The sequence below is a fragment of the Brevibacillus sp. WF146 genome (assembly GCF_001673705.2).
In the GTDB taxonomy this organism is placed as follows: domain Bacteria; phylum Bacillota; class Bacilli; order Brevibacillales; family Brevibacillaceae; genus Brevibacillus; species Brevibacillus thermoruber.
Window position 1 is genome coordinate 4,177,936 of sequence record NZ_CP109943.1, and the last position, 24,957, is coordinate 4,202,892.

Genomic DNA, 24,957 nt, shown 5'->3' on the forward strand with positions numbered 1-24,957 from the left:
GTAACCCCGCATCGCTGCTAACAACAATTCCCTCGCGTGTTTTTTTCCTCCCGGCACACACTACCAAACAGGAACCGTTAGGACAGGAGGGACAACGATGCAAAAAAACGTCGGAACCGTGGATGCCGTGATTCGCATCACCGTCGGCCTGTTAGGGCTGGCCTACGGAGTCGGCCGGATGGGCCGCCGCCCGTACCGCACCCCCTGGCTGTTGATGGCACTGTCGGCCATGAAGGTGGCGGAAGGCGTCACCCGTTTTTGTCCGATGCTGTACGCGATGGGTGTCAACAGCCGCGATCGGGCCGGTCTGCAAAACATGCTGGGCAAAGTCAAGGACATGGGGGCCCAGGCGGGGTTGAAGCAGATGGGCATCGGCACGACTCCCAAACAGGAGCATGCCAACCTGTCGGCCGAAGACAAACAGCTCGAAGCGGCCGTTCAGGAGTACGTCTCCTACCGCCAGGCCGAAGAAGCCTCCCGCAGCCAAGGGCGCGAACAAAAACCGGACGACCACCACAGCCGCGACGAACATCTCTATCCAACCTATTCCTAGGAGGGACTGCCCATGTCACTTGTCGGACCTCCGCTGTACGAGTGGTTTTCCCACAACGCCTTTGTCATCGCCCTGATCATCGGCTGCGTCGCCGTCATGGGGTACTTTTTTTACGCAGCCGGCAAAAAGAAAGGGAGATACCGTCAGTAACCGGACGGGTCTCCCTTTTTTTCGCTGCAGGCAAACGTCCTTGTCACGATTTGCATGAATCTAGCTTCTGCGCAGCGCCCTGTCCGCGATGTCCCGGCGGTAATGCGCCCCCTCGAAGCGGATGCGCTCAACGGCGGCGTATGCCCGAGCCCGCGCTTCCTCCAGCGTCCGCCCCGTCCCGGTCACGCCGAGGACGCGGCCGCCGCTGGTGACGATGCCCTTCTCCGTCTGTTTGGTGCCGGCGTGGAACACGGTAACGGACTCGTCCGCCTTCTCCAACCCGCTGATCGGCTCTCCCTTGGGGTAATCGCCCGGATACCCGGGAGCGGCCATGACGACGCATACCGCACTCTCCTGCTTCCAGCGCACGTCGACGGATGCCAGTTCCCCTTGGATGGCAGCCGTGCAGATGTCTACCAGATCGGTCTCCAGGAGCGGCAGAATCACCTGCGTCTCGGGATCGCCGAAGCGGGCGTTGAACTCCACCACCTTCGGCCCCTCGTCCGTGATCATCAGGCCGGTGTAAAGCACGCCCCGGAACGGAATGCCGTCCCGGGCCATGCCGCGGGCCATCGGCTTGACGATGGTTTCCACGATCTGCTCCACCAGTTCCGCCGACATGTGCGGCACAGGCGCGTAGGTGCCCATGCCGCCGGTGTTGGGTCCCTGGTCGCCGTCAAAGACGCGCTTGTGGTCCTGGGAGGTCACCATCGGCTTGACCGTTTCCCCGTCGACAAACGACAGCAGGGACAGCTCTTCGCCGCGCATGCACTCCTCGATCACCACGCGCGCCCCTGCCTGGCCGAACACCCCTTCCTTCATGATCCGGTAGAGCGCCGCCTCCGCCGCTTCCAGCGTTTCCGCGACGACCACCCCTTTGCCGGCGGCCAGCCCGTCCGCTTTGACCACGATCGGTGCCCCCTGTTCACGCACATAGGCCAGGGCGGACTCGTAGTCGAGAAACGACTCGTACCGGGCCGTCGGGATGCCGTAGCGCTTCATCAGATGCTTGGCAAAACATTTGCTTCCTTCGATCTTCGCCGCCTGGGCGGTCGGCCCGAAGATCGGCAGGCTGCGCTCCGTAAAAAAGTCCACGATTCCGCCCAACAGCGGGTCTTCCGGACCGACCACCGTCAGGTCAACCCCCTCGTCTTTGGCAAACTGGGCCAGGGCGGCAAAATCGTCAACGGGAATCGGCACGTTTTCCGCCAACTGCGCCGTACCGCCGTTGCCGGGCGCGCAGAAAATCTTTTTCACTTTGGGACTTTGCGCCAGCTTCCAGACGATGGCGTGTTCGCGGCCCCCGCCGCCGATTACCAGTACGTTCATCCGTACTCCCTCCTGTCAGCGGTTCTGGAATCCCCGCTTTTCTTGTTCGGCTCCCATGGATTCGTGCCGGACGATTAGTGTTTGAAATGGCGTACGCCGGTAAACACCATCGCGATGCCATGGCGGTTGCAGGCGTCGATGGAGTCCTGGTCGCGGACCGAACCGCCCGGCTGAATGATCGCCGTCACGCCTGCCTTCGCCGCCGCTTCTACGGTGTCCGGCATCGGGAAGAAGGCGTCCGAGGCCAGCACGGCCCCTTTCGCTTTTTCTCCCGCCTGGGCGATGGCGATGTTGGCGGCACCGACGCGGTTCATCTGGCCGGCGCCCACACCGATGGTCATGTTCTCCCTGGCGAGCACGATGGCGTTCGACTTGACGTGCTTGACGACCTTCCAGGCGAATTTCAGTTGGGCCAGTTCGTCGGCGGTCGGCTGTTTGTCGGTCACCACGCGGATGTCGGCATCTTCCAGTTGTTTCACGTCGTACTCCTGCACCAGCGCTCCGCCCGCCACCGGAGCGATGCGGAAGCCTTGCGCCGCCTCCCGGGACTCGTTCAGCGCCGGGATGCGCAGCAGGCGCAGGTTTTTCTTCTCGGTCAGCACGGCCAGCGCTTCTTCAGTGAAATCAGGCGCGAGGATGATTTCCAAAAACGTTTCTTTCATCAACAGGGCGGTGTCGCGGTCCACCGGACGATTGGCCGCCACGATGCCGCCAAAGATGGAAACGGGATCAGCCTCGTACGCCTTTTGGTAGGCTTCGCGAATGTCGGCACCGATGCCTACGCCGCACGGATTGGAGTGTTTCACCGCAACCACGGCGGGTTCGGCAAACTCGCGCACGATTGCCAGAGCGGCGTCAGCATCGTTGATGTTGTTGTAGGAAAGTTCCTTGCCGTGAAGCTGTTCGGCGCGGGCGATGCTGGCCCCGGCCGCCAGCGGCTCGCGGTAGAACGCGGCCCGCTGGTGCGGATTTTCGCCGTAGCGCAGATCCTGCGCCTTTTCGTAGGTCACCGTGTAGCTTTCCGGCAGGAAATCGCCCACCTGTTCGCTCAGATAGCGGGAAATCAGCGCGTCGTACGCGGCCGTATGGCGGAACACCTTGGCGGCCAGACGGCGGCGCGTGTCCAGGGACGTATCCCCTTCCTTCTCGATTTCCACGGCTACCTGCTCGTAGTCGGCGGCGTCCACCACAACGGTGACGTACTGGTGGTTTTTCGCGGCCGCACGCAGCATGGTCGGCCCGCCGATGTCAATATTCTCAATCGCCTCCGCAAACGTCACGTCCGGTTTGGCGATCGTCTGCTTAAAAGGATACAGGTTGACGACAACCAGATCAATCGTTTCAATCTGCAGTTCGTTCAACTGCTGCCGGTGCGTTTCATTGTCGCGTACAGCCAAGAGGCCGCTGTGGATGTTCGGATGCAGCGTTTTGACGCGCCCGTCGAGAATCTCCGGGAAACCGGTCACTTCGGAAATGCCGATGACGGGAATGCCCGCTTCTTTCAGCATGGCGGCCGTACCCCCGGTGGAGATGATCTCCACGCCGGCGTCAGCCAAACGGCGCGCAAACGGAATCAACCCTGTCTTGTCGGAAACGCTGATCAGTGCCTTTTTCACACTCACGGATAGAACCTCCTGACTTTTTTGGAAAGAGAATAGAAAAACACGAACATTATAAGTTAATTAAAACACAATTGTACGTTTTTATCAAGGTTTCCCCCAAAAAACAAACGCAGCCGCACCGTGCCGGGGCACGTGAGACTGCGTTCCTTTTGCATCAAAGTCTATCGCCTTTTCTTTTTCCCGTCCTGCCATTTTTTCAATCGTTCGGCAAGCGGATCGCCTTTCGCCCTCCCGCTCGCTTGCGACACCTCTTTCTTCGGGGTGTCCGTTCCCTGTGCCTGCTTGTTCGCCAGGTCGCTGATTGATTCGAGGGATGGGGGTTTGCCGTTTTTCAACTGCTCCTTCACCTGCTCCCGCGTTTCCTCGTTCAGGTTGAGACCCATGTCTGACAGCTCGTTGAGCACGTCATCGATGTTTCCGGTCCCTCCCTTCGGCAGCTTTTGCGCCAGCCGCACGATATCCTCCAGCGTCCAGTTCCGTCCTGTTTTCTTGCTCAGCTTCCCCAGCAGATCGGAAATGAAATCGCCCATGTGGCCCCCTCCTTTTTTCCGCTTTCGTTCTACTGTATGTAGCGGAAGCCCGGGTGGGGAACGTTTTTTCCAAAAAGGCCGTCTCCCCGGCCGGAACGGCACGGGTTCGTCACGCGTGCTCCTCGCAGCATTTCTCCGCCGGTTGGGCGCTTATGTGTTTTTGCGAAAGGAAACGTGCATCCCGTAAAGAATTAACAACTGTTACTACGCAAATAATGAAAGGATGATCTTCGCATGAATCCGATGCTGCTGGAATTTCCCACCCGGTTTTTCACCGACCGATTGTTGATACGAATGTCGCAGCCTGGAGACGGGCAAGCAATGTTTCAGGCCATCCAGGCGTCCATTGCGGAACTGAAACCGTGGATGCCGTTTGCACAGAAAAAGCAGTCCGAACAAGACGTTGCACTGAATATTCGCGAAGCCCATGTGAAGTTCTTGCAGCGCGAAGATTTACGGTGTCTGGAGGAATCCTCTCATGACCAATCGTGAAGACATCGCTTCCCGTCCCCTGCCGGCGGGAAACATACTTCTTGTCGCGGGCATCATTCTCGTCGCCTTCAACCTGCGCCCCGCCCTCACCTCCGTGGGTCCGCTGATCATCTCCATCCGAATGGATACGGGCCTGTCCGGCGGCATGGCGGGTTTTTTGACCACGCTGCCGCTCATCGCCTTTGCCGTCCTGTCTCCGCTCGCTCCGAAGATCGCGGAGCGTTACGGGAATGAACGGACCATCTGGGCGGGACTGTGCGCCTTGATCGTCGGCATCGTCCTCCGCTCGCTCGGGGGGACCGCCGCGTTATTTGCCGGAACGGCCTTGATCGGCTTGGGGATCGCCATCTGCAACGTGCTGCTGCCGGGGCTTGTCAAGCAGCGGTTTCCGGACAAGGTCGGGCTTATGACGAGCGTGTACACCACCGCGATGGGCACGTTCGCCGCGCTGGCGTCCGGTCTCAGCGTCCCGCTTGCCCAGGCACTGCATCTCGGATGGCAGGGAGCGCTGGCCGGCTGGTCCCTGCTGGCCCTCATCGCCCTGGTTGTTTGGCTGCCGCAGCTTCGTTCTTCCGGCCGATTCGCCCGCGACCAGGGCAAAACGTCCGCCAACGGCCGGCTCTGGCGTTCGCCGATGGCCTGGCAGGTTACCGTTTTCATGGGTTTGCAGTCGTTTGCGTTCTACTGCACCATTGCCTGGCTGCCGGAAATTTTGCATCACCACGGCATGAGCGTCTCGACAGCGGGCTGGATGCTCTCCATCCTGCAGTTTGTCAGTCTGCCCGCCACATTTCTGGCGCCGGTGCTGGCCTCCCGCCTGCCCAACCAGTCGGGCATGGCCTTGGTGATCGGCCTTTTCTTTCTGGCCGGATTCGGCGGGCTGCTGGGCGGCGGAAACAGCTTGCTGCTCTTTGGATCCCTTGTGTTTCTCGGCATCGGGCTGGGGGCCAGCATCAGCCTGGCGCTGACGATGATCGTCCTGCGAACAACTAACACGCATCAGGCTTCCGCGTTATCCGGCATGTCGCAATCCTTCGGTTATTTGCTGGCCGCCGGCGGGCCGATCCTGATCGGGATTCTCTACGATTGGACCCGTTCGTGGACGCTCCCCCTGCTGACGCTGCTGGTGGTCAGCCTGCTGATGACGATCGCCGGGATCGGAGCGGGACGCAGCAAATACGTATAAGGCCCCTGCGGCACGAAGCAAACAAACGGCCCTCCGCCACGGGAATCGTTCCCGCCGCAGAGGGCCGCTTTTACTCCTCCAGCCGCACGTGCCGCCCCTCCAGCCTCATCCGGCCGGCGAGCAGTTGTCCGATCACGTCGACCAGCAGTTCGTGCTCCACTTCATGGATCCGGGCGGCGAGACTCTCTGCCGTATCCGTCTCGTGCACCGCCACGGGAACCTGCGCGATGATCGGCCCGGTATCCAGGCCGGCATCGACGACATGTACCGTTACCCCCGTTATCTTTACCCCGTAGGCGAGTGCCTGCCCGATCGCATCCTTGCCGGGAAAGGCCGGAAGCAGCGAGGGATGCAGGTTGATGATTTGTCCTTCGTAGGCGGACAAGAGCGTCGGCCCCACCAGCCGCATGTACCCGGCCAGCACGACCAGCGCGACGTCCCGCCTGCGCAGCTCGGCGACGATCTTTGTCTCAAACGCCGCCTTGTCCGGATATGCTTTCGGGTCGAACGCGAACGCTTCCACGCCCAATCGCTCCGCCCGCTCCAGCACCTTGGCTCCCGGCTTGTCGCAGACGAGCAGCGCCACTTCCGCGCCTTCCAGCCGGCCGTTTCTCGTCGCCTGCACGATCGCTTCAAAATTGGAACCGCTGCCCGAGGCAAAAATGGCTATCCGTTTCACCACGCCACCCCGTTGTACACGACTTTCCGCTCGCCCGCCCGGATCTGGCCGATCAGGTACGGCTGTTCGCCCAATTGCTGCAGCGTGCCGATCACGTCGACGACGTCGTCCTGCTTGACGACCAGCACCATCCCGATGCCCATGTTGAACGTGCGGTACATGTCGGCTGGGGCGATGCCGCCCGCCTCCTGCACCAGACGGAAGATCGGCAGCACCGGCCAGGAACCGACGTCGATCACCGCCTGCGTTCCTTCGGGCAGGACGCGGGGAATGTTTTCCGTGAAGCCGCCGCCGGTGATGTGGGCCATCGCCTTGATCTCGAAAGACTGGAGCAGCGAAAGGATCGGCTTGACGTAAATCCGGGTCGGCGTCAGCAGCTCTTCCCCCAGCGTTTTGCCGAGCTCGTCCACGTGGTCGTGCAGCGACATCCCCCGATCCGCCAGCAGCACTTTGCGCACGAGGGAAAAGCCGTTGCTGTGCACGCCGCTGGAGGCGAGCCCCACCATCACGTCGCCCGGCTGCACACCAGCACCGGTGATCAGCTTCTCTTCGTCCGCGACACCGACGGTAAACCCGGCGATGTCGTACTCGCCTTCCGCGTACATGCCCGGCATTTCCGCCGTCTCGCCGCCGATCAGCGAGCAGCCGGCTTGGGCGCAGCCGTCGGCGATGCCCTTGACGATCGCCTCGATCTTTTCCGGAATCACTTTGTCGCAGGCCAGGTAATCGAGGAAAAAGAGCGGTTCCGCTCCCTGCACGACCACGTCGTTGACGCACATCGCCACGGCGTCGATGCCGATCGTGTCGTGTTTGTCCATGGCAAACGCGAGCTTCAGCTTGGTGCCCACGCCGTCCGTGCCGGAGACGAGCACCGGTTTTTTGTACCGGGACGCATCCAGGCGAAACAGCGCGCCAAATCCGCCCAAATCGGTCAGCACTTCGGGACGGAACGTCCGCTTCACATGCTTTTTCATCCGCTCTACCGCTTCGTTGCCCGCCTCGATGTCGACGCCTGCTTGCTTGTATGCTTCGCTCATGGTTTCTCCCCTCTTAACACTTGTCTGCCGGCAGTGCCGCCTCAAATTCGATCTCCGTGGGATACTGGCCGGTGAAGCAGGCCAGGCAGTGGCCTTTGTTGGGCGCCGCGTCCGTGCGGCCGATCGCTTCGATCATGCCTTCCACCGACAAAAACGCCAGCGAGTCCGCGCCGATGATGCGGCGAATCTCTTCGACCGTTTTGGTGGAGGCGATCAGTTCGTCCCGGGTGGACGTGTCGATGCCGTAGAAGCAGGGATTCTTCACCGGCGGCGAACTGACCCGCACGTGCACTTCCCGGGCCCCCGCCTCGCGCAGCATGCGGACGATGCGGCTGCTGGTGGTGCCGCGGACGATCGAGTCGTCGATCATCACCACCCGCTTGCCTTCCACCACCTTGCGTACGGCGGACAGTTTCAGGTGAACGGCGCGTTCCCGCAGCTCCTGCGTCGGCTGGATAAAGGTGCGTCCCACGTAGCGGTTCTTGATCAACCCGATCTCGTAGGGGATGCCGGTCGCCTCCGCGAAGCCGATGGCCGCCGAGATGCTGGAATCGGGCACGCCCGTCACCACGTCGGCCTCCACCGGCGCCTCCAGCGCGAGCTGCTTGCCCAGCCGCTTGCGGGCCATGTGCACGTTGATCCCGTCGATGTCGCTGTCCGGCCGGGCAAAGTAGATGTACTCAAACGTGCAGATGGAGCGGACGGTTTTGTCCGTAAACGTCGTCTCGCGGATGCCGTCCTCGTCGATGACGATCAGCTCGCCCGGCTGGACGTCGCGCCAATACTCGGCGCCGATGATGTCAAAGGCGCACGTCTCGGACGCCACGCAGACGGCGTCGCCCAGACGGCCGAGGGACAGCGGACGCAGTCCGTTCGGGTCGAGCGCGATGATGAGCTGCCGCTCGTTCATCACCAACAGCGCGTACGCCCCCTTGATGTGCTGCAGGGCTTCCTTGACCGCTTCCGCCAGGTCCCGGCTTGGCGAACGGGCGATCAGGTGGGCGATCACTTCGGTGTCGCTCGTCGTCTGGAAAATGGAGCCCTTGGCCTCCAGCTCTTTTCGCAGCACGGAGGCGTTGACCAGGTTGCCGTTGTGGGCGACGGCCATGCTGCCGTGGGCGTAGCGGAAAAAGAGCGGCTGCGCGTTTTCGATCTTGCTCGCCCCGGCCGTGGTGTAGCGCGTGTGGCCGATGGCGATGTGGCCGCGAAACTTCTCCAGGTCGCCCTTGCCAAACGCCTCCGATACCAGCCCCATGCCGCGGTGTTTGTACCACTTTTCGCCGTCGGAGGCGCAGATGCCCGCGCTCTCCTGGCCGCGGTGCTGCAGGGCGTGCAGCCCCAGGTAGGTCAGCGGGGCCGCTTCCCGGTGGTTGTAGATGCCAAAGACGCCGCACTCTTCGTTCAGTTTGTCCCAGATCAACCGATCAAACATGGAATCGCATCCTTCCAAGCGGCTTTCAAGTCGGCAAGCGGCGCATGGATGACTTCCGTTCCGTTGACGTTCACCACCAGTCGCTCGCCGCCGGTCGTTCCGATCACCTGTGCCGGCACACCCCGTTCCTTTGCCAGCGCCAGAACGGCGTCCGTTTGTTCCTGCGCGACGCTGAGCAGAATGCGCGACTGCGACTCGCTGAACAGCAGCACGTCGCTGCGCAGGTCGGACTGCAGCGAGACGGCTGCGCCGATCCCGCTGCCGAAGCACGATTCCGCCAGCGCGACGCCGAGTCCTCCTTCCGACAGGTCGTGCGCCGATTTCACCAGCCCCTGGCGGATGGCGTCGAGCACCAGCTTCTGCACAGCCGCTTCCTTGGCCAGGTCAAGCTGCGGCGGTCGGCCGGAGATGGAGCCGGTCGCCCACTTTTGATACTCGCTGCCGCCCAGTTCGGCGTAGGTCTCGCCGAGGAGAATGATGGCGTCCCCTTCGGCCTGGAAATCCTGGGTGGTGATGTGGTCGACGTCCGCGATCAGGCCGACCATGCCGACGGTCGGCGTCGGGTAGATGGCGTCGCCGCTGCGTTCGTTGTAAAACGACACGTTGCCGCCGATGACCGGTGTGTTCAGCGCGAGGCAGGCTTCGCTCATGCCGTCGACCGCTTTTTCAAACTGCCAGAACACCTCCGGCTTCTCGGGGTTGCCGAAGTTGAGGCAGTCGGTGATCGCCAGCGGCTCCGCGCCGGAGCAGACCACGTTGCGCGCCGCTTCGGCCACGGCGATCGCGCCGCCCACCTGCGGGTCGAGGTAGACGTAACGGCCGTTGCAGTCCGTGCTCATCGCCAGTGCCTTGCGGGTGCCGCGAATCATCACCACAGCCGCGTCCGAACCCGGTTTGACCGCCGTGTTGGCGCGGACGATGTGGTCGTACTGCTCGTACACCCACGCCTTGTTGGCCACGGTCGGCTGGGCCAGCAGGGCTTTCAGGGTTTCGTTGACGTCGGCCGGCTCGGGGATGGCGGCCACCGGATCGACGTTTGCGTTCGCTTCGTAGTACGCGGGTACGGCCGACGGTCTGTGGTAGACCGGAGCGTCGTCCGCCAGGGTCTTCACCGGCACTTCCGCCACCACTTCGCCGTGGTGCAGCAGGCGCAGCATGCCGTCGTCCGTCACGCGGCCGACGACCGCCGAAGCCAGGCCCCACTTGTCAAAAATGGCGATCGCTTCCGCCTCCTTGCCCTTTTCCACGACGACCAGCATGCGCTCCTGGGATTCGGAGAGCATCATCTCGTAGGCGGACATGCCCGCCTCCCGCTGCGGCACCAGGTCGAGGTTCATCTCGATGCCGTTGCCCGCCTTGGAGGCCATCTCCGCGCTGGAGCAGGTGAGACCGGCCGCGCCCATGTCCTGGATGCCGACGACGATGCCGGTGTCGATCAGCTCCAGGCAGGCTTCCAGCAGCAGTTTTTCCATGAACGGGTCGCCCACCTGCACGGCCGGCCGCTTTTTCTCCGACTCGTCGTTCAATTCCTCGGAGGCGAACGTCGCGCCGTGGATGCCGTCCCGGCCGGTGCTGGCGCCCACGTAGATGACCGGGTTGCCGACGCCGGTCGCCACCCCTTTTTGAATCTTGTCGTGGTCGATCAGGCCGACGCACATCGCGTTCACCAGCGGGTTGCCCTCGTAGGTGGCGTCAAAGTTCACTTCCCCGCCCACGGTCGGGATGCCGATGCAGTTGCCGTAGCCGGCGATGCCCGCCACCACGTTTTCAAACAGGTATTTCACGCGCGGCGAGGTCAGTTCCCCGAAGCGCAGCGAGTTCAGGAGCGCCACCGGACGGGCGCCCATCGAAAAGACGTCGCGGATGATGCCGCCCACCCCGGTCGCCGCCCCTTGGTACGGCTCGATGGCGGAGGGGTGGTTGTGGCTTTCGATCTTGAAGACGACGGCCTGGTTGTCGCCGATGTCGACGATCCCGGCGCCTTCGCCCGGTCCCTGCAGCACGCGCGGCCCGCTGGTCGGGAAGCGGCGCAGCACCGGCTTGGAGTTCTTGTACGAGCAGTGCTCCGACCACATCACGCTGTAGAGTCCCGTCTCCGTCCAGTTTGGCTTTCGGCCGAGGATGTCCACGACGCGCTGGTACTCTTCGTCAGTCAGGCCGATCTCCCGGTACAGGCGCTGATCGGCGATTTGGTCGGCGGTCGGTTCGTTACGAGTGAGCTGTGACACTGTTGCGTTCCCTCCATGTCTTCAGAATCGAGGTAAACAGGCGCCGTCCGTCGGCGGAACTCATCCATTCGTGCACGGCCCGCTCCGGGTGGGGCATCATGCCGAGCACGTTGCCCCGTTCGCTGCAGATGCCGGCGATGTCGTCCAAAGAGCCGTTCGGGTTTTCCCCTTCGTAGCGGAAGACGATCTGGTTGTTGGCCCGCAGCCGCGCCAGCGTCTCGTCGTCGCAGTAGTAGTTGCCTTCGCCGTGGGCGATCGGGATGCGGATGACTTCACCCGCCGCGTAGTCGCGGGTAAACGGCGTGTCGTTGTTGACCACGCGCAGCGGCGACAGCTTGCAGCGGAACTTGAGCGAACGGTTGCGGAGCAGGGCGCCCGGCAGCAGACCGACTTCGGTCAGGATCTGGAAGCCGTTGCAGATGCCCATCACCAGCTTGCCTTCCTCCGCTGCCTTGACCACCTGCTCCATCACCGGCGAAAACCGGGCGACCGCGCCGCAGCGCAGGTAGTCGCCGTAGGAAAAGCCGCCCGGCAGCAGGATGACATCGTAGGCGGAGAGGTCGGTCTGGGCGTGCCAGACGTAATCCACCGGCACTCCCATCACGTCTTCAACGGCGTTGTACAAGTCGATGTCGGCGTTGGACCCGGGAAAGACGATTACGGCTACTCGCATGGCTCAGCCCTCCACGATGTCGAAGCGGTAGTCTTCAATCACGGTGTTGGCCAGCAGTTTTTCGCACATCGCGCGGACGCGCTCCTCCGCCTGCGCCCGGTCGGCCGTGTCCAGTTCCAGCTCCATGTACTTGCCGATGCGCACGTCTTTCACTTCGTCAAATCCGAGGGTGTGCAGCGCTCCCTTGACCGCGTGTCCTTGCGGGTCGAGCACGCTTTGGCGCAGCGTCACGTATACCACAGCTTTACACATGTGCTTCTCCTCCCAATCGTTTCAGCATTTCCCGATACGCTTCTTCCACATGGCCGAGATCGCGGCGGAAGCGGTCCTTGTCCAGCTTCTCCATCGTCTCGGCATCCCAGAACCGGCACGTGTCCGGCGATATTTCATCCGCCAGGAGAATTTCTCCCTCCGGCGTGCGTCCAAACTCCAGCTTAAAGTCGACGAGAATCACGCCGCGCTCGCGCAGGTAGCCCTGCAGAACCTCGTTTACCTGCAGGCCGATTCGCTCCAGCACGGCCAGTTCGTCTTCGCCGGCGACTCCGAGCACCTTGATATGAGAGTGGTTGACAAGCGGATCGCCCAGTGCATCGTCTTTATAGTAAAACTCCACGACCGGGTGCGGCAGGACCGTCCCCTCCGCCAATCCCAACCGCTTGGCCAGGGAACCCGCCGCGATGTTGCGGACGACCACTTCCAGCGGAATGATCTCCACTTTGCGGACCAACTGCTCCGTGGGCGACAGCAGGCGGATAAAGTGGTTGTCGATGCCCCGCTCTTTCAACAGTGAGAAAAAGATGGCGGTGATGCGGTTGTTCAGCTCACCTTTTCCGGCGATGGTGCCTTTCTTTTCCCCGTTGAACGCGGTGGCGTCGTCCTTGTACTCCACCCAGTATTGATCGGCTAAAGACGTACGATAGATGCGCTTTGCCTTGCCTTCATAGAGTTGTTCCCGTTTTTCCACTTGCGGAGTCACCTTCCCCGATCAAAAGGTTGCGTAACGCTTAATATTCACGAACATTTCAACTCCATTAAAACATAATCATACGCATTTATCAACGAAAATGAGCAGATTAACCTTCGACAAATGTTCGGGAATTTATGTAATATCCCTCAAGTTGACGATTTCATCATTCGGCAAACAATCATGTGTGCCTTATTCTTTCCCTATGCGGTGACTTTCGGACTGCGCTCCGCCCTGCAGAGATAAGGGGGCCAATCAGCGGCTGCCTGTCGCAGCAAAAGAGAAAAAGTCCGGATGCCCGGACTCTACAGGTACAATACGTGATGAAACTGGAAGAATCGTTTACGTTTACGCTTGCGCTTCAACCCCTGTCAGCCGAATGATTCCGGCTCATGTCGTTTACGCGCATAAACGCATGCAGACAAGCCCTTCTATTCACAAGAAGGGCGTTGTGTTCACTCCGGCTCCAACCGCTCTTCGCGCATCTCGGCAATGGACTTCGCGTCACGGTGTTCAAGCGCTTCGCCGTACTGCAGCGGCTGTCTGATCTCCACCATTGGAGCGGCGTTTTCGTTTTCCAGCGGGCTCATCTCGGCAGGATCGCCGACATTTCGCATGGCGGGCGGAAACCGGTTTTCCGCAGTCATCCGCAGTCCCCTCCAGTCTTCATGGAATGCTGTTACGATGTAGGATGGCCAGCTTGCCGAAAAAAATCCCGGAGATCCCTGTTTGCCACAGCCCACATGTATCCATTTTGCCGTCGCATCCCCGGCTCCTGAACGCATGCCCTTATCCAGAAAAACCTCTCTCTCACGATGCGCAGCCACCCCTCCCCGTCCTGCAGAGATAGGGAAACGCGCCGCAGCATGAGAGCCGTTGGGCGAATGCGCTCGGACTGCGGCGGCTTTCCTTTTTTGTGCTACACTGGTAGAGGATAAATTTTTCAGGGAAAGGATGAGTCCGCATGTTTCCGTTTGAGGTGTTATTCCCGACCCGGATCTTCTTCGGCACCGGCGAAATCGCCAGGTTGGGGCGGGAAGCGAAAGCGCTCGGCCGCAAAGCGCTGCTCGTCACCGGCGGCCGTTCGGCCAAACGGACCGGTCTGTTGGACCGCGTTCAGTCGCTGCTGGCGGAAGAACAAGTGGAGTACGTGCTGTTTGACAAGATAGAACCCAACCCGCGCACCACCACCGTGGACGAAGGAGCGGCGCTCGCCCGCGAACACGGATGCGACTTTGTGATCGCGCTCGGCGGCGGCTCGGTGATGGACGCCTCCAAAGCGATTGCGGCGGTGGCCCTCTCCGGCCGGCCGATCTACGATTACCTGCGCGGCAATCCCAGCGGCACGGCCAAAGAGCTGGTGCCCGTACAGGAAGCGCTCCCCCTGCTGACCGTGCCCACCGTGGCGGCGACCGGGTCGGAGGCGAACAACATCAGCGTGCTGACCCACTGGGAAAGCCACGAAAAATCGTCGATCAACGGCCCGGGGCTGTATCCAAAGGTGGCGATCCTCGATCCGGCGCTTACCTACACGGTGCCGCCCCACGTCACCGCGGAAGCGTGCGCCGACATCTTCGCCCACCTGTTCGAATCGTATCTGATCAGCGCGGAAGGCACGCATGTGCAGGACGGCTTTACGGAGACGCTGATCCGACTGGTTGTGGAACACTCGCTAACAGCCATCCGCCAGCCCGATCACGAGGAAGCGCGCGCCACCCTGCTGTGGACGAGTACGCTGGCGATCAGCCCGTTTACCCTGTCGGGGCGCGGAGCCGGCTATCCGCTGCACGGCGTGGAGCACCCGCTGAGCGGCTATTACGACATGGCCCACGGGCGGGGATTGGCCATGTTGTCCCTGCCGTACTTTGAACAGGTGATTCTGCCCGACCGCCCGGAACGGCTGGCCCGCATGGGGCGTCAGTGCTTCGGGGTCACGGAGGCGGACGACCAGGCCGCCGCACGGGCTGCGATCCAGGCCGTCCGCAGTTGGTACGAAGCGATGGGCATCACACAGCGCCTCTCCGACTTTGGCGTCACGCGCGACGCCCTGCCGGAGCTGGCGCGGGAAGCGGTGCGCATCGGCGGACGGGGCGCCGGCCACCTGGCAAGCTCCCGGCCGCTGCATGAGCAGGATGTCATCGCCATCTACGAGGCGTGCCTGTGACTCCCGTGCGCAGCGGCCCGCCTCCCCTCCCGGACGCCGGCCTGTCCGGACGTTCGGGACGGCCGGGCCCGCTGTAAGCCCATCCAATCAGCAGGGGCAGCCTGAAACATACGGCTCCGCCATGCATGTGGCGGAGCTTGGTTGCATGTGTGCGGCGAAAAATCTATACTTGCAGATATAGTAAAAAAATTTTTACTAATGGAGGGTTCCAAACGATGGCAGATCCACGGATTAACGAACTGGCCAGCCGTCTCATCCGTTATTCGCTCAATTTGCAAAAAGGGGAAAAAGTGCTGATCGAAAATACCGGCCTGCAGGTGCCGCTGGTGCGGGCCCTCGTCCGCGAGGCGTTTGCCGTAGGCGCCCTCCCGCTGGTGACGCTGAAGGATCAGGAAGTGCTGCGGGCACTGATCCAGGGGACCAGCGAGGAGCACATGGAACTGTTCGCCAAGCACGAGCTGGCGCGCATGCAGGACGTCGACGCGTACATCGCGGTGCGCGCGTTTGAGAACATCAACGAGTTTTCCGACATCCCCGAAGAAAAGATGGGCCTCTACTCCCGCATTTTCTACAAGCAGGTGCACTTCGGCGAGCGCATCCCGAAAAAGCGCTGGGTCGTGCTGCGCTATCCCAACAAGTCGATGGCGCAGTTGTCCAACATGAGTCTGGAAGGCTTTGAAGACTTCTACTTCTCCGTCTGCAACCTGGACTACGCGAAAATGTCCAAGGCGATGGACCCGCTCAAGGAACTGATGGAAAGGACCGACCGCGTCCGCATCGTCGGCCCGAAAACCGACCTGCGCTTCTCCATTAAAGGGATCCCGGCAATCAAGTGCGACGGCAAGCGGAACATCCCGGACGGCGAAGTGTACACCGCGCCGGTTCGCGACTCCGTGGAAGGCACGATTTACTTCAACACGCCGACCAACTACCACAGCACCTCGTTTACCGACGTGCAGCTTACGTTCAAGGAAGGCAAAATCGTAGAGGCGACCAGTTCCAACACCAAAGTGCTGAACGAAATCCTCGATACGGACGAAGGCGCCCGCTACATCGGCGAATTTGCCATCGGCTTCAACCCGCACATCCTGCATCCGATGCAGGACATCCTGTTCGACGAAAAAATCGCCGGCAGCTTCCACTTCACGCCGGGCAACGCCTACGACGTGGCCGACAACGGCAACCGCTCCTCCATCCACTGGGACATGGTGCAGATCCAGCGTCCGGAGTATGGCGGCGGCGAGATCTGGTTCGACGACGTCCTGATCCGCAAAGACGGCCGGTTTGTCCTGCCGGAACTGGAAGGGCTCAATCCGGAGAATCTGGTGTAAGCGTGTGAAAAAGGGCGTATGACCACGTATACGCACGCAAGAATAGGCTGAATCCCGAAGATCCGTTTACCGTTATATATGTGGTAGAACTGGAATAAACGCATAAGACCGCAGGTGCGCCTACACCTACGGTCTGCACAATAGACGTTCCCACAAGGGGACGGCTCGATTGCTGGAGAAGTAGACCACTGAGTTGCAGAGCGCAAGGGTGATCTGCTTCTTTTTTACGCCTCCTGTTTTTTTCGAGCAGGGGGCGTGTTTTTTCCGACGTAACCCCAAGCACATCCCCCGTTACTGCCTCTCGGTTGGGAATACGAAGCTGTTGGTCTCCTGATCCCATCCAATGCCATGCGTTCGGATGGGTTTGGAATCCAACCCCAAACTTCACCCACTTTACATCTGGGACTCACTTATGTGGATACCCACCCATAATCCAGGAAAACGGAATTTTCCCGCAGATTACTGCCTTAATTACCATGGTGTCACAATTGTCCAGGATGGTGGCGCTGCTCTCCTCAGGGGCATCTGTCTTTCCTGGTGCACCCTGTTCTCCCTTGCTCCACAGACCTTTCAGCTTAAAGGTGCATACACTCACTCAAGCAGCGAAAGAATTGAGGAAGGTGGTTATGAAAAAATACGATGCGATAGGACTGAATTAACTAAGCTACTAAAAGATTTAGCAAACCTCGCTGATAGAGCTTTAACAGATGGTTACTGTATTTTGCACATAGGAATTTAACATATTGAGCATTTTGTAATGACCTGCGTCTGATTCATCCAGATTCCTCCTTGTCACACATAATGTTGTGTTAAAACCTTCATAGATATGGTATAATCCCCTAATAATTGGTTGGGAGGTATCAATTTGAAAGTTATTCGAAAAAACCCAGACAATGTAGCACCTCCGATTGGAGTTTATACACATCTTTCCATTATCCCAAGAGATGCGGATTTACTCGTTCTGTCCGGGCAGGTTGGAACAGACTTGGATGGAAATATACCAGAAAATGTTGAAGAACAACTAAGAAACGCATTTAACAATGTGACGCGTATTTTAAGTAGTGAAGGTGTAACGTGTGAAGGAATAATCAAAATAAATATTTGGCTAACGGAATCAATTGATCGGGAGAAATTTCTGGCGTTGTGGAACGAATTCCATGACGGGAATCCACCGGCAACGACCATGGCCTATGTTTCAGCTTTAGCTCAACCCCACATAAAGGTTGAAGTGGAAGCATGGGCAGCACGCTGATGAATCGGCGGCTTGATGCCGCCTACATTGGTGTCTCCTTCGAGAAACCATCGAACTGCTTCGTCTTCCTGGCGGTCACTCTCACTTCCCGTATACACGGTCGGTTTAAATTGCACCAGTTCTTTACGCCATATATCGTCCACGTCGCGATGCCAGCCTATCAGCAGATTCGGTACGTCGGCTTCAAGCAGGTTCTTGGCGTATCGAGCAACATTGGTCGCTTTGGAAACGCCGGTGGCGTGCGGCATAAGCAGGTCGAGCTCCCTGCCAGCGCGACCGTGCTCCATGAACGTGCCCATCGTTGTCTTGATCGCTACCCTCGATACAAGTACATGGTCACGAGCCTTGCGCACCCTTCCATTATTTTTCATTTATCACCAGATGTCGAAGCTCACGAATAACCCGGTAAAGGAGAGGGCAACCCGTGCTGCTGTTTGAAGGTTCACCGTTTTACATAGGAATGGCTGTCATCTTGCTGTCTATGTTGATTCTGAAGGTTGCCCGGAAAAAGAGGTACCCCTTTTTGCTGTTCTATTTTGTCTTTTGCGTCTACGTGCTGCATGTCCTCAAGTATACGTTGTTTCCCATTCCCGTTGATCCTCGCGTAATTGCGATACACGCCGGACCCGCCATCGATTTTTCAAAAGGAATCAACCTGATTCCGTTCAGCGACAGCTCCATGCGGAATGGATTTGATCGCGAAATGTTGCTGAACGTGCTGCTGACGATCCCTTTCGGATTCGGCATTCCTTTTCTTACGCGCATTCATCTGAAAAAATTGGTTCTTGTCGGTTTGACAGTGGGGGTCACCATTGAACTGTTGCAGTTGTTTCTTTCGCTCATGCTAGGGTTTCCGTATCGGTACGTGGATATCAATGACGTTATCCACAACTTCACGGGCGTACTGTTCGGCTTTCTGCTGTTCAAGATATTTGCCTGGCTGTTTACCGTTTCGGTGGAAAGGGTAAAGCTCCCGCCGAATGCGCTGCTTGCATACATGCATGAAGTCTGTTCGCGTTCACGCACAAACACGCGGGAAGAGAACGCTGACAGCTCGTCCATCGATTGCTGATGCATGAGCTAGGTCACAACGTCAAAGGCAGGAGGGTACTTCACTTTGCCGCTACGATCGTTCAGCGAGCCCTTCTTGATTTCATAGACCATGAACACTTCATCAGGTACCGGGAATGGCGGCTCAATTCCTTTGGTCTTTGCGGGTTGAAAACCGAACCTGGGGTAATACGCAGGGTGTCCCAACACAACAACATGTTCAAAGCCCGATGCTTTGCACGCCTGTAATCCTTCTTTGACCAAGGCGGAACCTACACCTTGATGCTGCCAGTCAGGTTTGACGGCCATGGGAGCAAGTCCCAAGGTGGACACACTTCCCTTCCCGGTTTCAATCGAGATGATGCTGAATAGGATATGACCGATTACTTCGTCGGCAACCGCAACCAAGGATAATTCCGGGACAAAAAACGCTGATGCTCGGATGGCCTCCACCAGTCTGGCTTCGTTTTCTCTTTGGAAAGCACGCGTATGCACGTCTCTTATGGCAGCCGCATCCCCATTTTGTTCTGGTCGAATGGTGAACAAGTGAATGACTCCCCTTTACATGATTCGTTTATCGAGCAGCTTCCATTTTATCCCTGTTTTAGAGAATACACAATTTACTTGTTTTTTCTGCTGCGAACATTACAACTTCGTAAGAAAACGGAAAGGAAAATCGATTTGCGAAACCGCCCGTCCCTGCTACGATAGTGGAGGATCATGACTGTCGAGCTTGGAGGAACACCGGTATGAAAAAATGGCGGAGACTAGTGGTTTCCCTGGTCGTCATCCTGGCGGCCGGATGCGCTGATTCGCCTGATGACGTACAGGGCCTGACAAAGGAGGAAGCGGCCTACATCGCGCAGACCGCCGTCAGGCAGTATTTTCACGTGGACGTCGACACCCGCGAGCGGAACATCACGCTGGAAGACCCGGCTGAGAGGGCCGAAGACGGCGTGTGGTCGCCCATATACAGAGGGGTGCCCGTTCACGCTTTCCTGACCCGGGAGGCGCAAGCGGGCGAGATCGCGGGGGTTCACGCCGTCATCGACCCCAAAACCAGGCAGGTGCTCTCCCTGTCCATCGACGTCATCGGACCGGACGGGCAGCAGAGGACCAGCAGCCTGAACGAAGCGGAGCTGGAGCGAAAAGCAGCGGAATTCGTACGCACCGAAAAGCTGCTGACTCCCTCTGCCATCCGGTTCGTCAGGGCGTCGGCTGACGACCCGGAGACGAGCAGGCGCTTCTTCTATTACACCGACGGCCTGAAAACCATCGCGGTCGGCGTCGACACCGCGCTCAACCAGGTGGTGACCTTCGCCTACGATTAACGGCTGAACGGGCTGCGCTCACCTGGCCGGATTCCGCTCCTGCTGCCGTTCCGTTGCGCGTACCGCCATCCCTCTCCCCTCCTTTCTGGTTCCGATGGACGACCGCCTGCATCGCCATGTCCGCCACCTTGGCGGAAACGCCGTTTACCGACAGGCTGAAAGAGCTGCGCGACCGCTTTCCCGCTCTGCCTGAACGACATCCCGTGGATTGCCTTCCCGGCGCGAAAAGGCCCTTCCTCGCACATCACCGCGATGCTGGACCAATGGATCGAGGAGACGGGCATCCGGCCCGGGCTGCGGATCGACGCCGACTGTTTGGCTGCGCAGCAAAAACTGGTCCAGGCCGATTTCGGCATCGCCCTGCAGCCTGCCTCCAGCGTGCAGGAAGCGGTCGAACGGGGAAAGCTGCGGCTCGTCCCTCTGCCCGCCTTTCGCCTCACCCTGCCGATCTGTGCCGTGTACCGGAAAACGGCACCTCATCGGGACATGCTGCAAAACGTGATCCGGTTGTTTCAGAAGCAGCCGGAATGACAGGCTTTCGCTCATGTTCGCTCATGTTCAAGGAGGCGGATCCTCCCCCTCCGACGCTGTCCGCTTCCTTGCACAGGGCGCCGCCTTTCACTACCGTCATCGTTCTGGTCTGGCGTCATACCAGTATCGAAAATAAGCGACTTGCTCATCTGACGTAAACGTCCATTGATCCCATACGCTGTGCTCTTCATTGGTCTCTTTGGCAATCACCGGACGGTATTCACCTGGCTGGAGAATGGTTTCAAGAGACTCAATGTGGCCCAATGGTTCCTTTCGGGCATTAAACACTTCAATCTTCAGTTGTACGTGCATCGGCTGATTCGTATAATTTTTCACCATAAACAGATTGCGGTAATCTTGATCGGAACAGTTCCGCCAGCATGGTCTCGGGGCGGAAAACACCAGTTCAACACGAATCTTGCCATCCCTGATGTTCTCCTCCTTCTCAAACACTTTCGCCGCGCGATTCAACAGGTTTGCATATTCCCATTTGCCGCCCAGAGGAAAAAGGAAAAAACAGAGAACAGACACGTGTGCGAAAAGAGCCAGCAGGAACAAGGAAACCGCTTTTGTATTGCGAACCGATTTTGGGGTTTTAAAGTGGGCAATGATTACAGATAACAGAAAAAAAACTCCCATCAGAAAAAGGACGACAATAGCAACCGCCGATTCCTGTAAGGAAAGAAAAAATGGAAATCCATAAACGGAATGGAAATACCAATGAACTGCAAAAACGATCCCCACCATGGCAATGTACGAGAGCAGGCCGATGCGTTTCAATACACGCGACGATCGAATAAAACCAAAAACCAGAAGCAGGAGTGGAACTGATGAAAACAGGCAGACAATAAACATTTCCATATGACCATCTCCGTTATTGTGTTTGAGAACTGTATTGGATGTACTTGCGCCTGTCGATGCGGACCGCATCCGCTTCCGACAGCGCGTCCCGCTTCCACTTTTCCCCCTTCTCCGCAATCCCCCGGGCTCTCTCCAGCTCTGCCTGGAACTGCTCCTGATTCGTCACGTTTGCGTACAACCCTTCGGCCGCCTGGGCAATTTGCTTGAGCTGTTTCTTCCCATCGGCATTGACGTCGAACACGATGACGTTCAGAAGAGGCATGATTTGCGACCGGGACAGCTCTTTGGCCGGGGCGATCGGATCGCCGTCGCACGTCTCGATCCCGTCACTGACCAGATCGATCACATTCTCCACTGTTGTAACCGACGCCCCCTCCCGCCGAATGGAGAACGTGCTTGGCGGCAGCCAGCGCATCGCCTTTATTTTGCGTGATCGCGTATACTTGGGCCGCTTCATTGGCTGCCGACTGCGCGACGATGACACACATGCCCGCTTCCCTCCTCCCTCGATCACACTGTTTCTAGCGTTGGCTGGACTAGGTTGACCCATGTTTCTTTTTGACGAAATTCAGGTGATTTCTCTTGATAAACGGCAGTGCGACCGCAAGAATCAGCAGCTCGAAGGGAAGATCCTTCCGGAAAATTGCCAGCAAAACGGTGGCGGGTACGATAAACGCGTAAAAGTAGATCATCATGAACTTCCAAAATCGCTGCCAGTTATGTACCTGCTTGGACATGCTACACACCTTCCATCCGCAATTGTTGGAGCATCATCGTTTCGCTTCCTTTCGACGAAGTTGTTCCATGGCCGACTGCTCCATATACGGGAAGAGAACCCAGGCTGCAATGAGACCGTACGGAATCCGCTCACCCAAAACCATGAAGAGACAAGAGAGCGGCAGGCAAATGCCATATACAAAGATCCCCAAAACGTTCAAGAACCGCTGCATCTTTTCTTCTTTTCCCGTCAAGACATCCCTCTCCTTTCATCTGGCGGATCGCGCCGAATCATATGACCATCTCTGTTACCATGCTTGAGAACTATACTGGAAAGATACGTTCAACAAATCAAAAAGTTTCCTTCAAACATGGCCAACCTGCTTCACTCCCCTCGGTATTTCTGCTCGATTTCCGCCCTCATCTCTTCATACGATTTCTCTGTCAGGTTCAACAGATAGGCCGTCAGCTCTTCCTTCGACCGGGTGACCAACGCCTCCCGCTCCTGCCGCATCCGGGTCAGGTACGTTTTTGCCTGGCTGCCGATCTTCCCGGTGGCGGCCAAATACTCGATCGCCGCCCCCACGTTCAGACTTTCCCGCCAGTTCTTTTCATACCAATCCCGGTCGTACCGGTCGATCCACTTGCGCCTGTCGATGCGGACCGCATCCGCTTCCGACAGCGCGTCCCGCTTCCACTTTTCCCACTTCTCCGCAATCTCCCGGGCTCTCTCCAGCTCTGCCTGGAACTGCTCCTGATTCGTCACGTTTGCGTACAACCCTTCGGCCGCCTGGGCAATTTGCTTGAGCTGTTTCTGCCCATCGGCATTGACGTCGAACCCGATGACGTTCAGGAGAGGCATGATATGCGACCGGGAAAGCTCTTTGGCCGCGGCGACCGGATCGCCGTCGCACGTCTCGATCCCGTCACTGACCAGATAGATCACATTGGTGTTGTCCTCGGCTCCGAACGCAGCCAGATCCACCTGTGCCAACTGCAAGGAGCGGGCGATCGAGGTCCAGCCGGTCGGTTCAAACTGATGCAGCGCCTCCGCCAGCCTCTGCGCATCGAACGGCTGCAGCGGATAGACCAGCTCGCTGCTGCCGCACGAGAGCTGTTTGTGCTCGTCGGCATTGCTGCCTTTATGTCCATAGACGCGCAGGGACACCCTCGCCCCCTCGGGGAGGCTTTCCGCAAATGCTTGAATCGCTTCCTTGGCCAACTGCATCTTGGTCTTGTCGCCGATTTTTCCGGCCATGCTCCCGCTCGCGTCCAAAATGATTTCCACGTTGAAATGTTCCTTGAATTGAAACCGGGCATCTTCCATGTCGGGGCTGCCGAAAGACGCCACACGCCAGCGGTCCACAACGGTCTGCGGACTTGCGTAGTCTTCGGCAAACAGGGCAAGCAGCTTCTCCCCGTACGCCTGCACCATCGCTTCATTCAAGCCGTCTACCAGGGGGGGCAGGCGATCCAGTATGTTCGCGATGTCGCTGCGCTGAGGATCGTGGGCCAGATAAAAATGTGTGCCGGCCAGCGGGCCCGGTTGTGCGGCGATCAATTCCTGCGTGGTTTGCGGCAAGCGGGAAGCGTTCGGCGCTGATCCTGTAACGGCTGCTCCCCATGAACAACCGCCAAGCGACATGGTCAGAACCAAGCCGCCCAGCATTCGAGACCATTTGTTTTTGAACGCCATGTAGTGATCGCCTCCCCGGCGTCTTGTTTGTCTGCTGTGTCGTCATGCTTACAAGGTGATGCGTTTCCCGCCCCATCCCATCACTTCGGCAAAAGCGATCCGTCTGCTTTTCGCCGTCTGCTTCACCTGTTCCGTATCGGTGTTCAGGAACGCCAGTCCAACAGTTTCGCTCTGGTAGCGGACCGATGTTTCCACCTCGATCCGCATGTCACTGTCAAACATGGTGACGACCGATCCGCTGCGCGTCGCACCGTTGGCTTGCAAGATTTCCCCTACTACTTCGGGAATTTCATCTTGTGCAGAGGCCAAGCCTTGATAGAGAAAACCATACAGCGAACCATTTGCCGGTACATGTGAAAGCAGCACGTTATCAATGGCATGGTAGCGGACCTCGCTTTCCGACCAATCAGGATGAGCGCTGCGCAACCGCATCTTTTCCCGATCGACTTCCCCCATGATAAAGTCCGGGTTCAGCATGCCTGCAATCGACCTGTCGTATTCGCGTATGGCTTCTTCCGCCTCTTCGTAAATGATTTGCACAGCCGCCATGCTCGCCTGCTGCGCGCTGTTGGCCGCCACTTCCTTGTCTACAAAGATGTTGGACATGTTGAAGAGCAGCGTGAACATGACGAGAGACAGAAAGAAAAAAATCGTCAGAACGAAAACGGTCATATTTCCCCGCTGGTTGCCAAGCAGCTTTTTCACCTGTCCCATTCAATGAACCACCCGTCCCCGAACCTCGCGGCCAAGCGAAATGACTTTATCTTCCTCCGCCATGTTCTGCTTGATTATGTCAGGAATGAAGAACAGGTCGAGATCGACACCGATTCTCGCCGTAAAGTAGCTGCCCTCATCGGAAATGTGCGAATCGCCGCTGTCATAGGATATGCCCCCGCCGGCGGAGCTTACGATATGCTGCGCGGCGCTCATCGCCTCGTCCAAATTTCTCGTGACGGCATATACTTTGGCCGCCTCATTTGCTGCCGACTGGGCAATGATGACGGCGTAGACACCGGTTAAAAACTGCCAGAGAATCAGCAGAATGAGAAAGACAAACGGCAAAATCCCGATAAACTCCACGGTGGCAGAGCCTTTTTCATTGTTCAGGCAATGGACCGATTCACCCATCCGTAATGTCACCTCCGTTTG

Annotated in this window: 29 protein-coding genes and 1 pseudogene; 11 read left to right on the top strand and 19 right to left on the bottom strand. The window is 58.6% G+C overall.

What is annotated here, in order from left to right; genetic code table 11:
* Positions 1–97 precede the first annotated feature (97 nt).
* Both A6764_RS20680 and A6764_RS20685 read left to right on the top strand, forming a co-directional pair.
* A complete protein-coding gene (locus A6764_RS20680; RefSeq protein ID WP_035290415.1) occupies positions 98–553 on the top strand; it encodes a YgaP family membrane protein in 456 nt (151 codons plus the stop codon).
* A gap of 12 nt (positions 554–565) precedes the next feature.
* The gene (locus tag A6764_RS20685; RefSeq protein WP_162836716.1) at positions 566–703 is read left to right on the top strand and encodes an EYxxD motif small membrane protein; all 138 of its coding nucleotides are present in this window, start codon (positions 566–568) and stop codon (positions 701–703) included.
* A gap of 60 nt (positions 704–763) precedes the next feature.
* Here A6764_RS20685 and purD read toward each other — a convergent pair whose 3' ends face one another.
* The 3 genes from purD to A6764_RS20700 form a co-directional block, all read right to left on the bottom strand.
* A complete protein-coding gene (gene purD, locus A6764_RS20690; RefSeq protein WP_065067677.1) occupies positions 764–2,032 on the bottom strand; it encodes a phosphoribosylamine--glycine ligase in 1,269 nt (422 codons plus the stop codon).
* Between the two features lie 74 nt (positions 2,033–2,106).
* Entirely contained in the window at positions 2,107–3,654 is a 1,548-nt protein-coding gene (purH, locus tag A6764_RS20695) for a bifunctional phosphoribosylaminoimidazolecarboxamide formyltransferase/IMP cyclohydrolase (RefSeq protein WP_065067676.1), read from the bottom strand.
* Between the two features lie 161 nt (positions 3,655–3,815).
* Complete coding sequence (locus A6764_RS20700; RefSeq protein ID WP_044897749.1) at positions 3,816–4,184, bottom strand: hypothetical protein; 369 nt, start codon at positions 4,182–4,184, stop codon at positions 3,816–3,818.
* 234 nt (positions 4,185–4,418) lie between these two features.
* On the opposite strand from A6764_RS20700, the pseudogene A6764_RS20705 reads away from it, so the two are divergent.
* Both A6764_RS20705 and A6764_RS20710 read left to right on the top strand, forming a co-directional pair.
* A pseudogene (locus A6764_RS20705) lies at positions 4,419–4,649 on the top strand (GNAT family N-acetyltransferase); the annotation flags it as partial.
* 13 nt (positions 4,650–4,662) lie between these two features.
* A complete protein-coding gene (locus A6764_RS20710; protein WP_065067674.1) occupies positions 4,663–5,862 on the top strand; it encodes a CynX/NimT family MFS transporter in 1,200 nt (399 codons plus the stop codon).
* Positions 5,863–5,932: 70 nt separating this feature from the next.
* Here the strand turns inward: A6764_RS20710 and purN are convergent, their stop codons facing one another.
* The 8 genes from purN to A6764_RS20750 all read right to left on the bottom strand — a co-directional run bounded on the left by purN (position 5,933) and on the right by A6764_RS20750 (position 13,522).
* A complete protein-coding gene (gene purN / locus A6764_RS20715) occupies positions 5,933–6,541 on the bottom strand; it encodes a phosphoribosylglycinamide formyltransferase (protein ID WP_176703325.1) in 609 nt (202 codons plus the stop codon).
* The gene (purM, locus tag A6764_RS20720; RefSeq protein WP_044897752.1) at positions 6,538–7,578 is read right to left on the bottom strand and encodes a phosphoribosylformylglycinamidine cyclo-ligase; all 1,041 of its coding nucleotides are present in this window, start codon (positions 7,576–7,578) and stop codon (positions 6,538–6,540) included. Before purM ends, purN begins: the two co-directional genes overlap by 4 nt.
* A 13-nt stretch (positions 7,579–7,591) precedes the next feature.
* Entirely contained in the window at positions 7,592–9,010 is a 1,419-nt protein-coding gene (gene purF / locus A6764_RS20725) for an amidophosphoribosyltransferase (RefSeq protein ID WP_065067672.1), read from the bottom strand.
* The gene (gene purL, locus A6764_RS20730; protein WP_264622346.1) at positions 8,995–11,238 is read right to left on the bottom strand and encodes a phosphoribosylformylglycinamidine synthase subunit PurL; all 2,244 of its coding nucleotides are present in this window, start codon (positions 11,236–11,238) and stop codon (positions 8,995–8,997) included. The genes purF and purL overlap by 16 nt, the downstream gene beginning before the upstream one ends.
* A complete protein-coding gene (purQ, locus tag A6764_RS20735; RefSeq protein WP_029100822.1) occupies positions 11,219–11,911 on the bottom strand; it encodes a phosphoribosylformylglycinamidine synthase subunit PurQ in 693 nt (230 codons plus the stop codon). The genes purL and purQ overlap by 20 nt, the downstream gene beginning before the upstream one ends.
* A 3-nt stretch (positions 11,912–11,914) precedes the next feature.
* Positions 11,915–12,163 carry a phosphoribosylformylglycinamidine synthase subunit PurS gene (gene purS, locus A6764_RS20740; RefSeq protein WP_029100823.1) on the bottom strand — a complete coding sequence of 83 codons (249 nt, stop codon included), beginning with the start codon at positions 12,161–12,163 and terminating at the stop codon, positions 11,915–11,917.
* On the bottom strand, positions 12,156–12,875 hold the full coding sequence (purC, locus tag A6764_RS20745) for a phosphoribosylaminoimidazolesuccinocarboxamide synthase (RefSeq protein ID WP_035298896.1): 720 nt from the start codon (positions 12,873–12,875) through the stop codon (positions 12,156–12,158). Before purC ends, purS begins: the two co-directional genes overlap by 8 nt.
* 455 nt (positions 12,876–13,330) lie before the next feature.
* On the bottom strand, positions 13,331–13,522 hold the full coding sequence (locus A6764_RS20750; RefSeq protein ID WP_029100825.1) for a hypothetical protein: 192 nt from the start codon (positions 13,520–13,522) through the stop codon (positions 13,331–13,333).
* A 317-nt stretch (positions 13,523–13,839) separates the two neighbouring features.
* Here A6764_RS20750 and A6764_RS20755 point away from each other — a divergent pair, with 317 nt between their 5' ends.
* The 5 genes from A6764_RS20755 to A6764_RS20775 all read left to right on the top strand — a co-directional run bounded on the left by A6764_RS20755 (position 13,840) and on the right by A6764_RS20775 (position 18,694).
* On the top strand, positions 13,840–15,039 hold the full coding sequence (locus A6764_RS20755) for an iron-containing alcohol dehydrogenase (RefSeq protein ID WP_035298894.1): 1,200 nt from the start codon (positions 13,840–13,842) through the stop codon (positions 15,037–15,039).
* A gap of 215 nt (positions 15,040–15,254) precedes the next feature.
* Positions 15,255–16,370, top strand: a complete 1,116-nt coding sequence (locus A6764_RS20760) for an aminopeptidase (protein WP_029100827.1) — start codon at positions 15,255–15,257, stop codon at positions 16,368–16,370.
* Between the two features lie 865 nt (positions 16,371–17,235).
* A complete protein-coding gene (locus tag A6764_RS20765) occupies positions 17,236–17,622 on the top strand; it encodes a RidA family protein (protein WP_083989870.1) in 387 nt (128 codons plus the stop codon).
* Positions 17,607–18,023, top strand: coding sequence for a hypothetical protein (locus A6764_RS20770; protein ID WP_083989869.1), 417 nt, complete (start codon positions 17,607–17,609; stop codon positions 18,021–18,023). Before A6764_RS20765 ends, A6764_RS20770 begins: the two co-directional genes overlap by 16 nt.
* A gap of 23 nt (positions 18,024–18,046) precedes the next feature.
* On the top strand, positions 18,047–18,694 hold the full coding sequence (locus A6764_RS20775) for a VanZ family protein (RefSeq protein ID WP_065067669.1): 648 nt from the start codon (positions 18,047–18,049) through the stop codon (positions 18,692–18,694).
* 8 nt (positions 18,695–18,702) lie between these two features.
* Here A6764_RS20775 and A6764_RS20780 read toward each other — a convergent pair whose 3' ends face one another.
* Entirely contained in the window at positions 18,703–19,218 is a 516-nt protein-coding gene (locus A6764_RS20780; RefSeq protein WP_065067668.1) for a GNAT family N-acetyltransferase, read from the bottom strand.
* A gap of 203 nt (positions 19,219–19,421) precedes the next feature.
* On the opposite strand from A6764_RS20780, the gene A6764_RS20785 reads away from it, so the two are divergent.
* On the top strand, positions 19,422–20,003 hold the full coding sequence (locus tag A6764_RS20785) for a hypothetical protein (RefSeq protein ID WP_035298890.1): 582 nt from the start codon (positions 19,422–19,424) through the stop codon (positions 20,001–20,003).
* A 207-nt stretch (positions 20,004–20,210) separates the two neighbouring features.
* A complete protein-coding gene (locus tag A6764_RS20790; protein WP_413542002.1) occupies positions 20,211–20,534 on the top strand; it encodes a substrate-binding domain-containing protein in 324 nt (107 codons plus the stop codon).
* Positions 20,535–20,630: 96 nt separating this feature from the next.
* Here A6764_RS20790 and A6764_RS20795 read toward each other — a convergent pair whose 3' ends face one another.
* The 7 genes from A6764_RS20795 to A6764_RS20825 form a co-directional block, all read right to left on the bottom strand.
* Positions 20,631–21,395 carry a hypothetical protein gene (locus tag A6764_RS20795; protein ID WP_065067666.1) on the bottom strand — a complete coding sequence of 255 codons (765 nt, stop codon included), beginning with the start codon at positions 21,393–21,395 and terminating at the stop codon, positions 20,631–20,633.
* A gap of 13 nt (positions 21,396–21,408) precedes the next feature.
* Positions 21,409–21,879 (bottom strand): vWA domain-containing protein, encoded by a 471-nt coding sequence (locus tag A6764_RS20800; RefSeq protein ID WP_255309733.1) that lies wholly within the window; start codon positions 21,877–21,879, stop codon positions 21,409–21,411.
* A 52-nt stretch (positions 21,880–21,931) separates the two neighbouring features.
* Entirely contained in the window at positions 21,932–22,132 is a 201-nt protein-coding gene (locus tag A6764_RS20805) for a hypothetical protein (protein WP_029100836.1), read from the bottom strand.
* Positions 22,133–22,165: 33 nt separating this feature from the next.
* A complete protein-coding gene (locus A6764_RS20810; protein WP_029100837.1) occupies positions 22,166–22,366 on the bottom strand; it encodes a hypothetical protein in 201 nt (66 codons plus the stop codon).
* 131 nt (positions 22,367–22,497) lie between these two features.
* Positions 22,498–23,808: a VWA domain-containing protein gene (locus A6764_RS20815; RefSeq protein WP_065067664.1), complete on the bottom strand. Its 1,311-nt coding sequence runs from the start codon at positions 23,806–23,808 to the stop codon at positions 22,498–22,500.
* A 48-nt stretch (positions 23,809–23,856) separates the two neighbouring features.
* Positions 23,857–24,522: a Tad domain-containing protein gene (locus A6764_RS20820; RefSeq protein ID WP_065067663.1), complete on the bottom strand. Its 666-nt coding sequence runs from the start codon at positions 24,520–24,522 to the stop codon at positions 23,857–23,859.
* Positions 24,523–24,936 (bottom strand): TadE family protein, encoded by a 414-nt coding sequence (locus A6764_RS20825; protein ID WP_238551021.1) that lies wholly within the window; start codon positions 24,934–24,936, stop codon positions 24,523–24,525.
* Positions 24,937–24,957 lie beyond the last annotated feature (21 nt).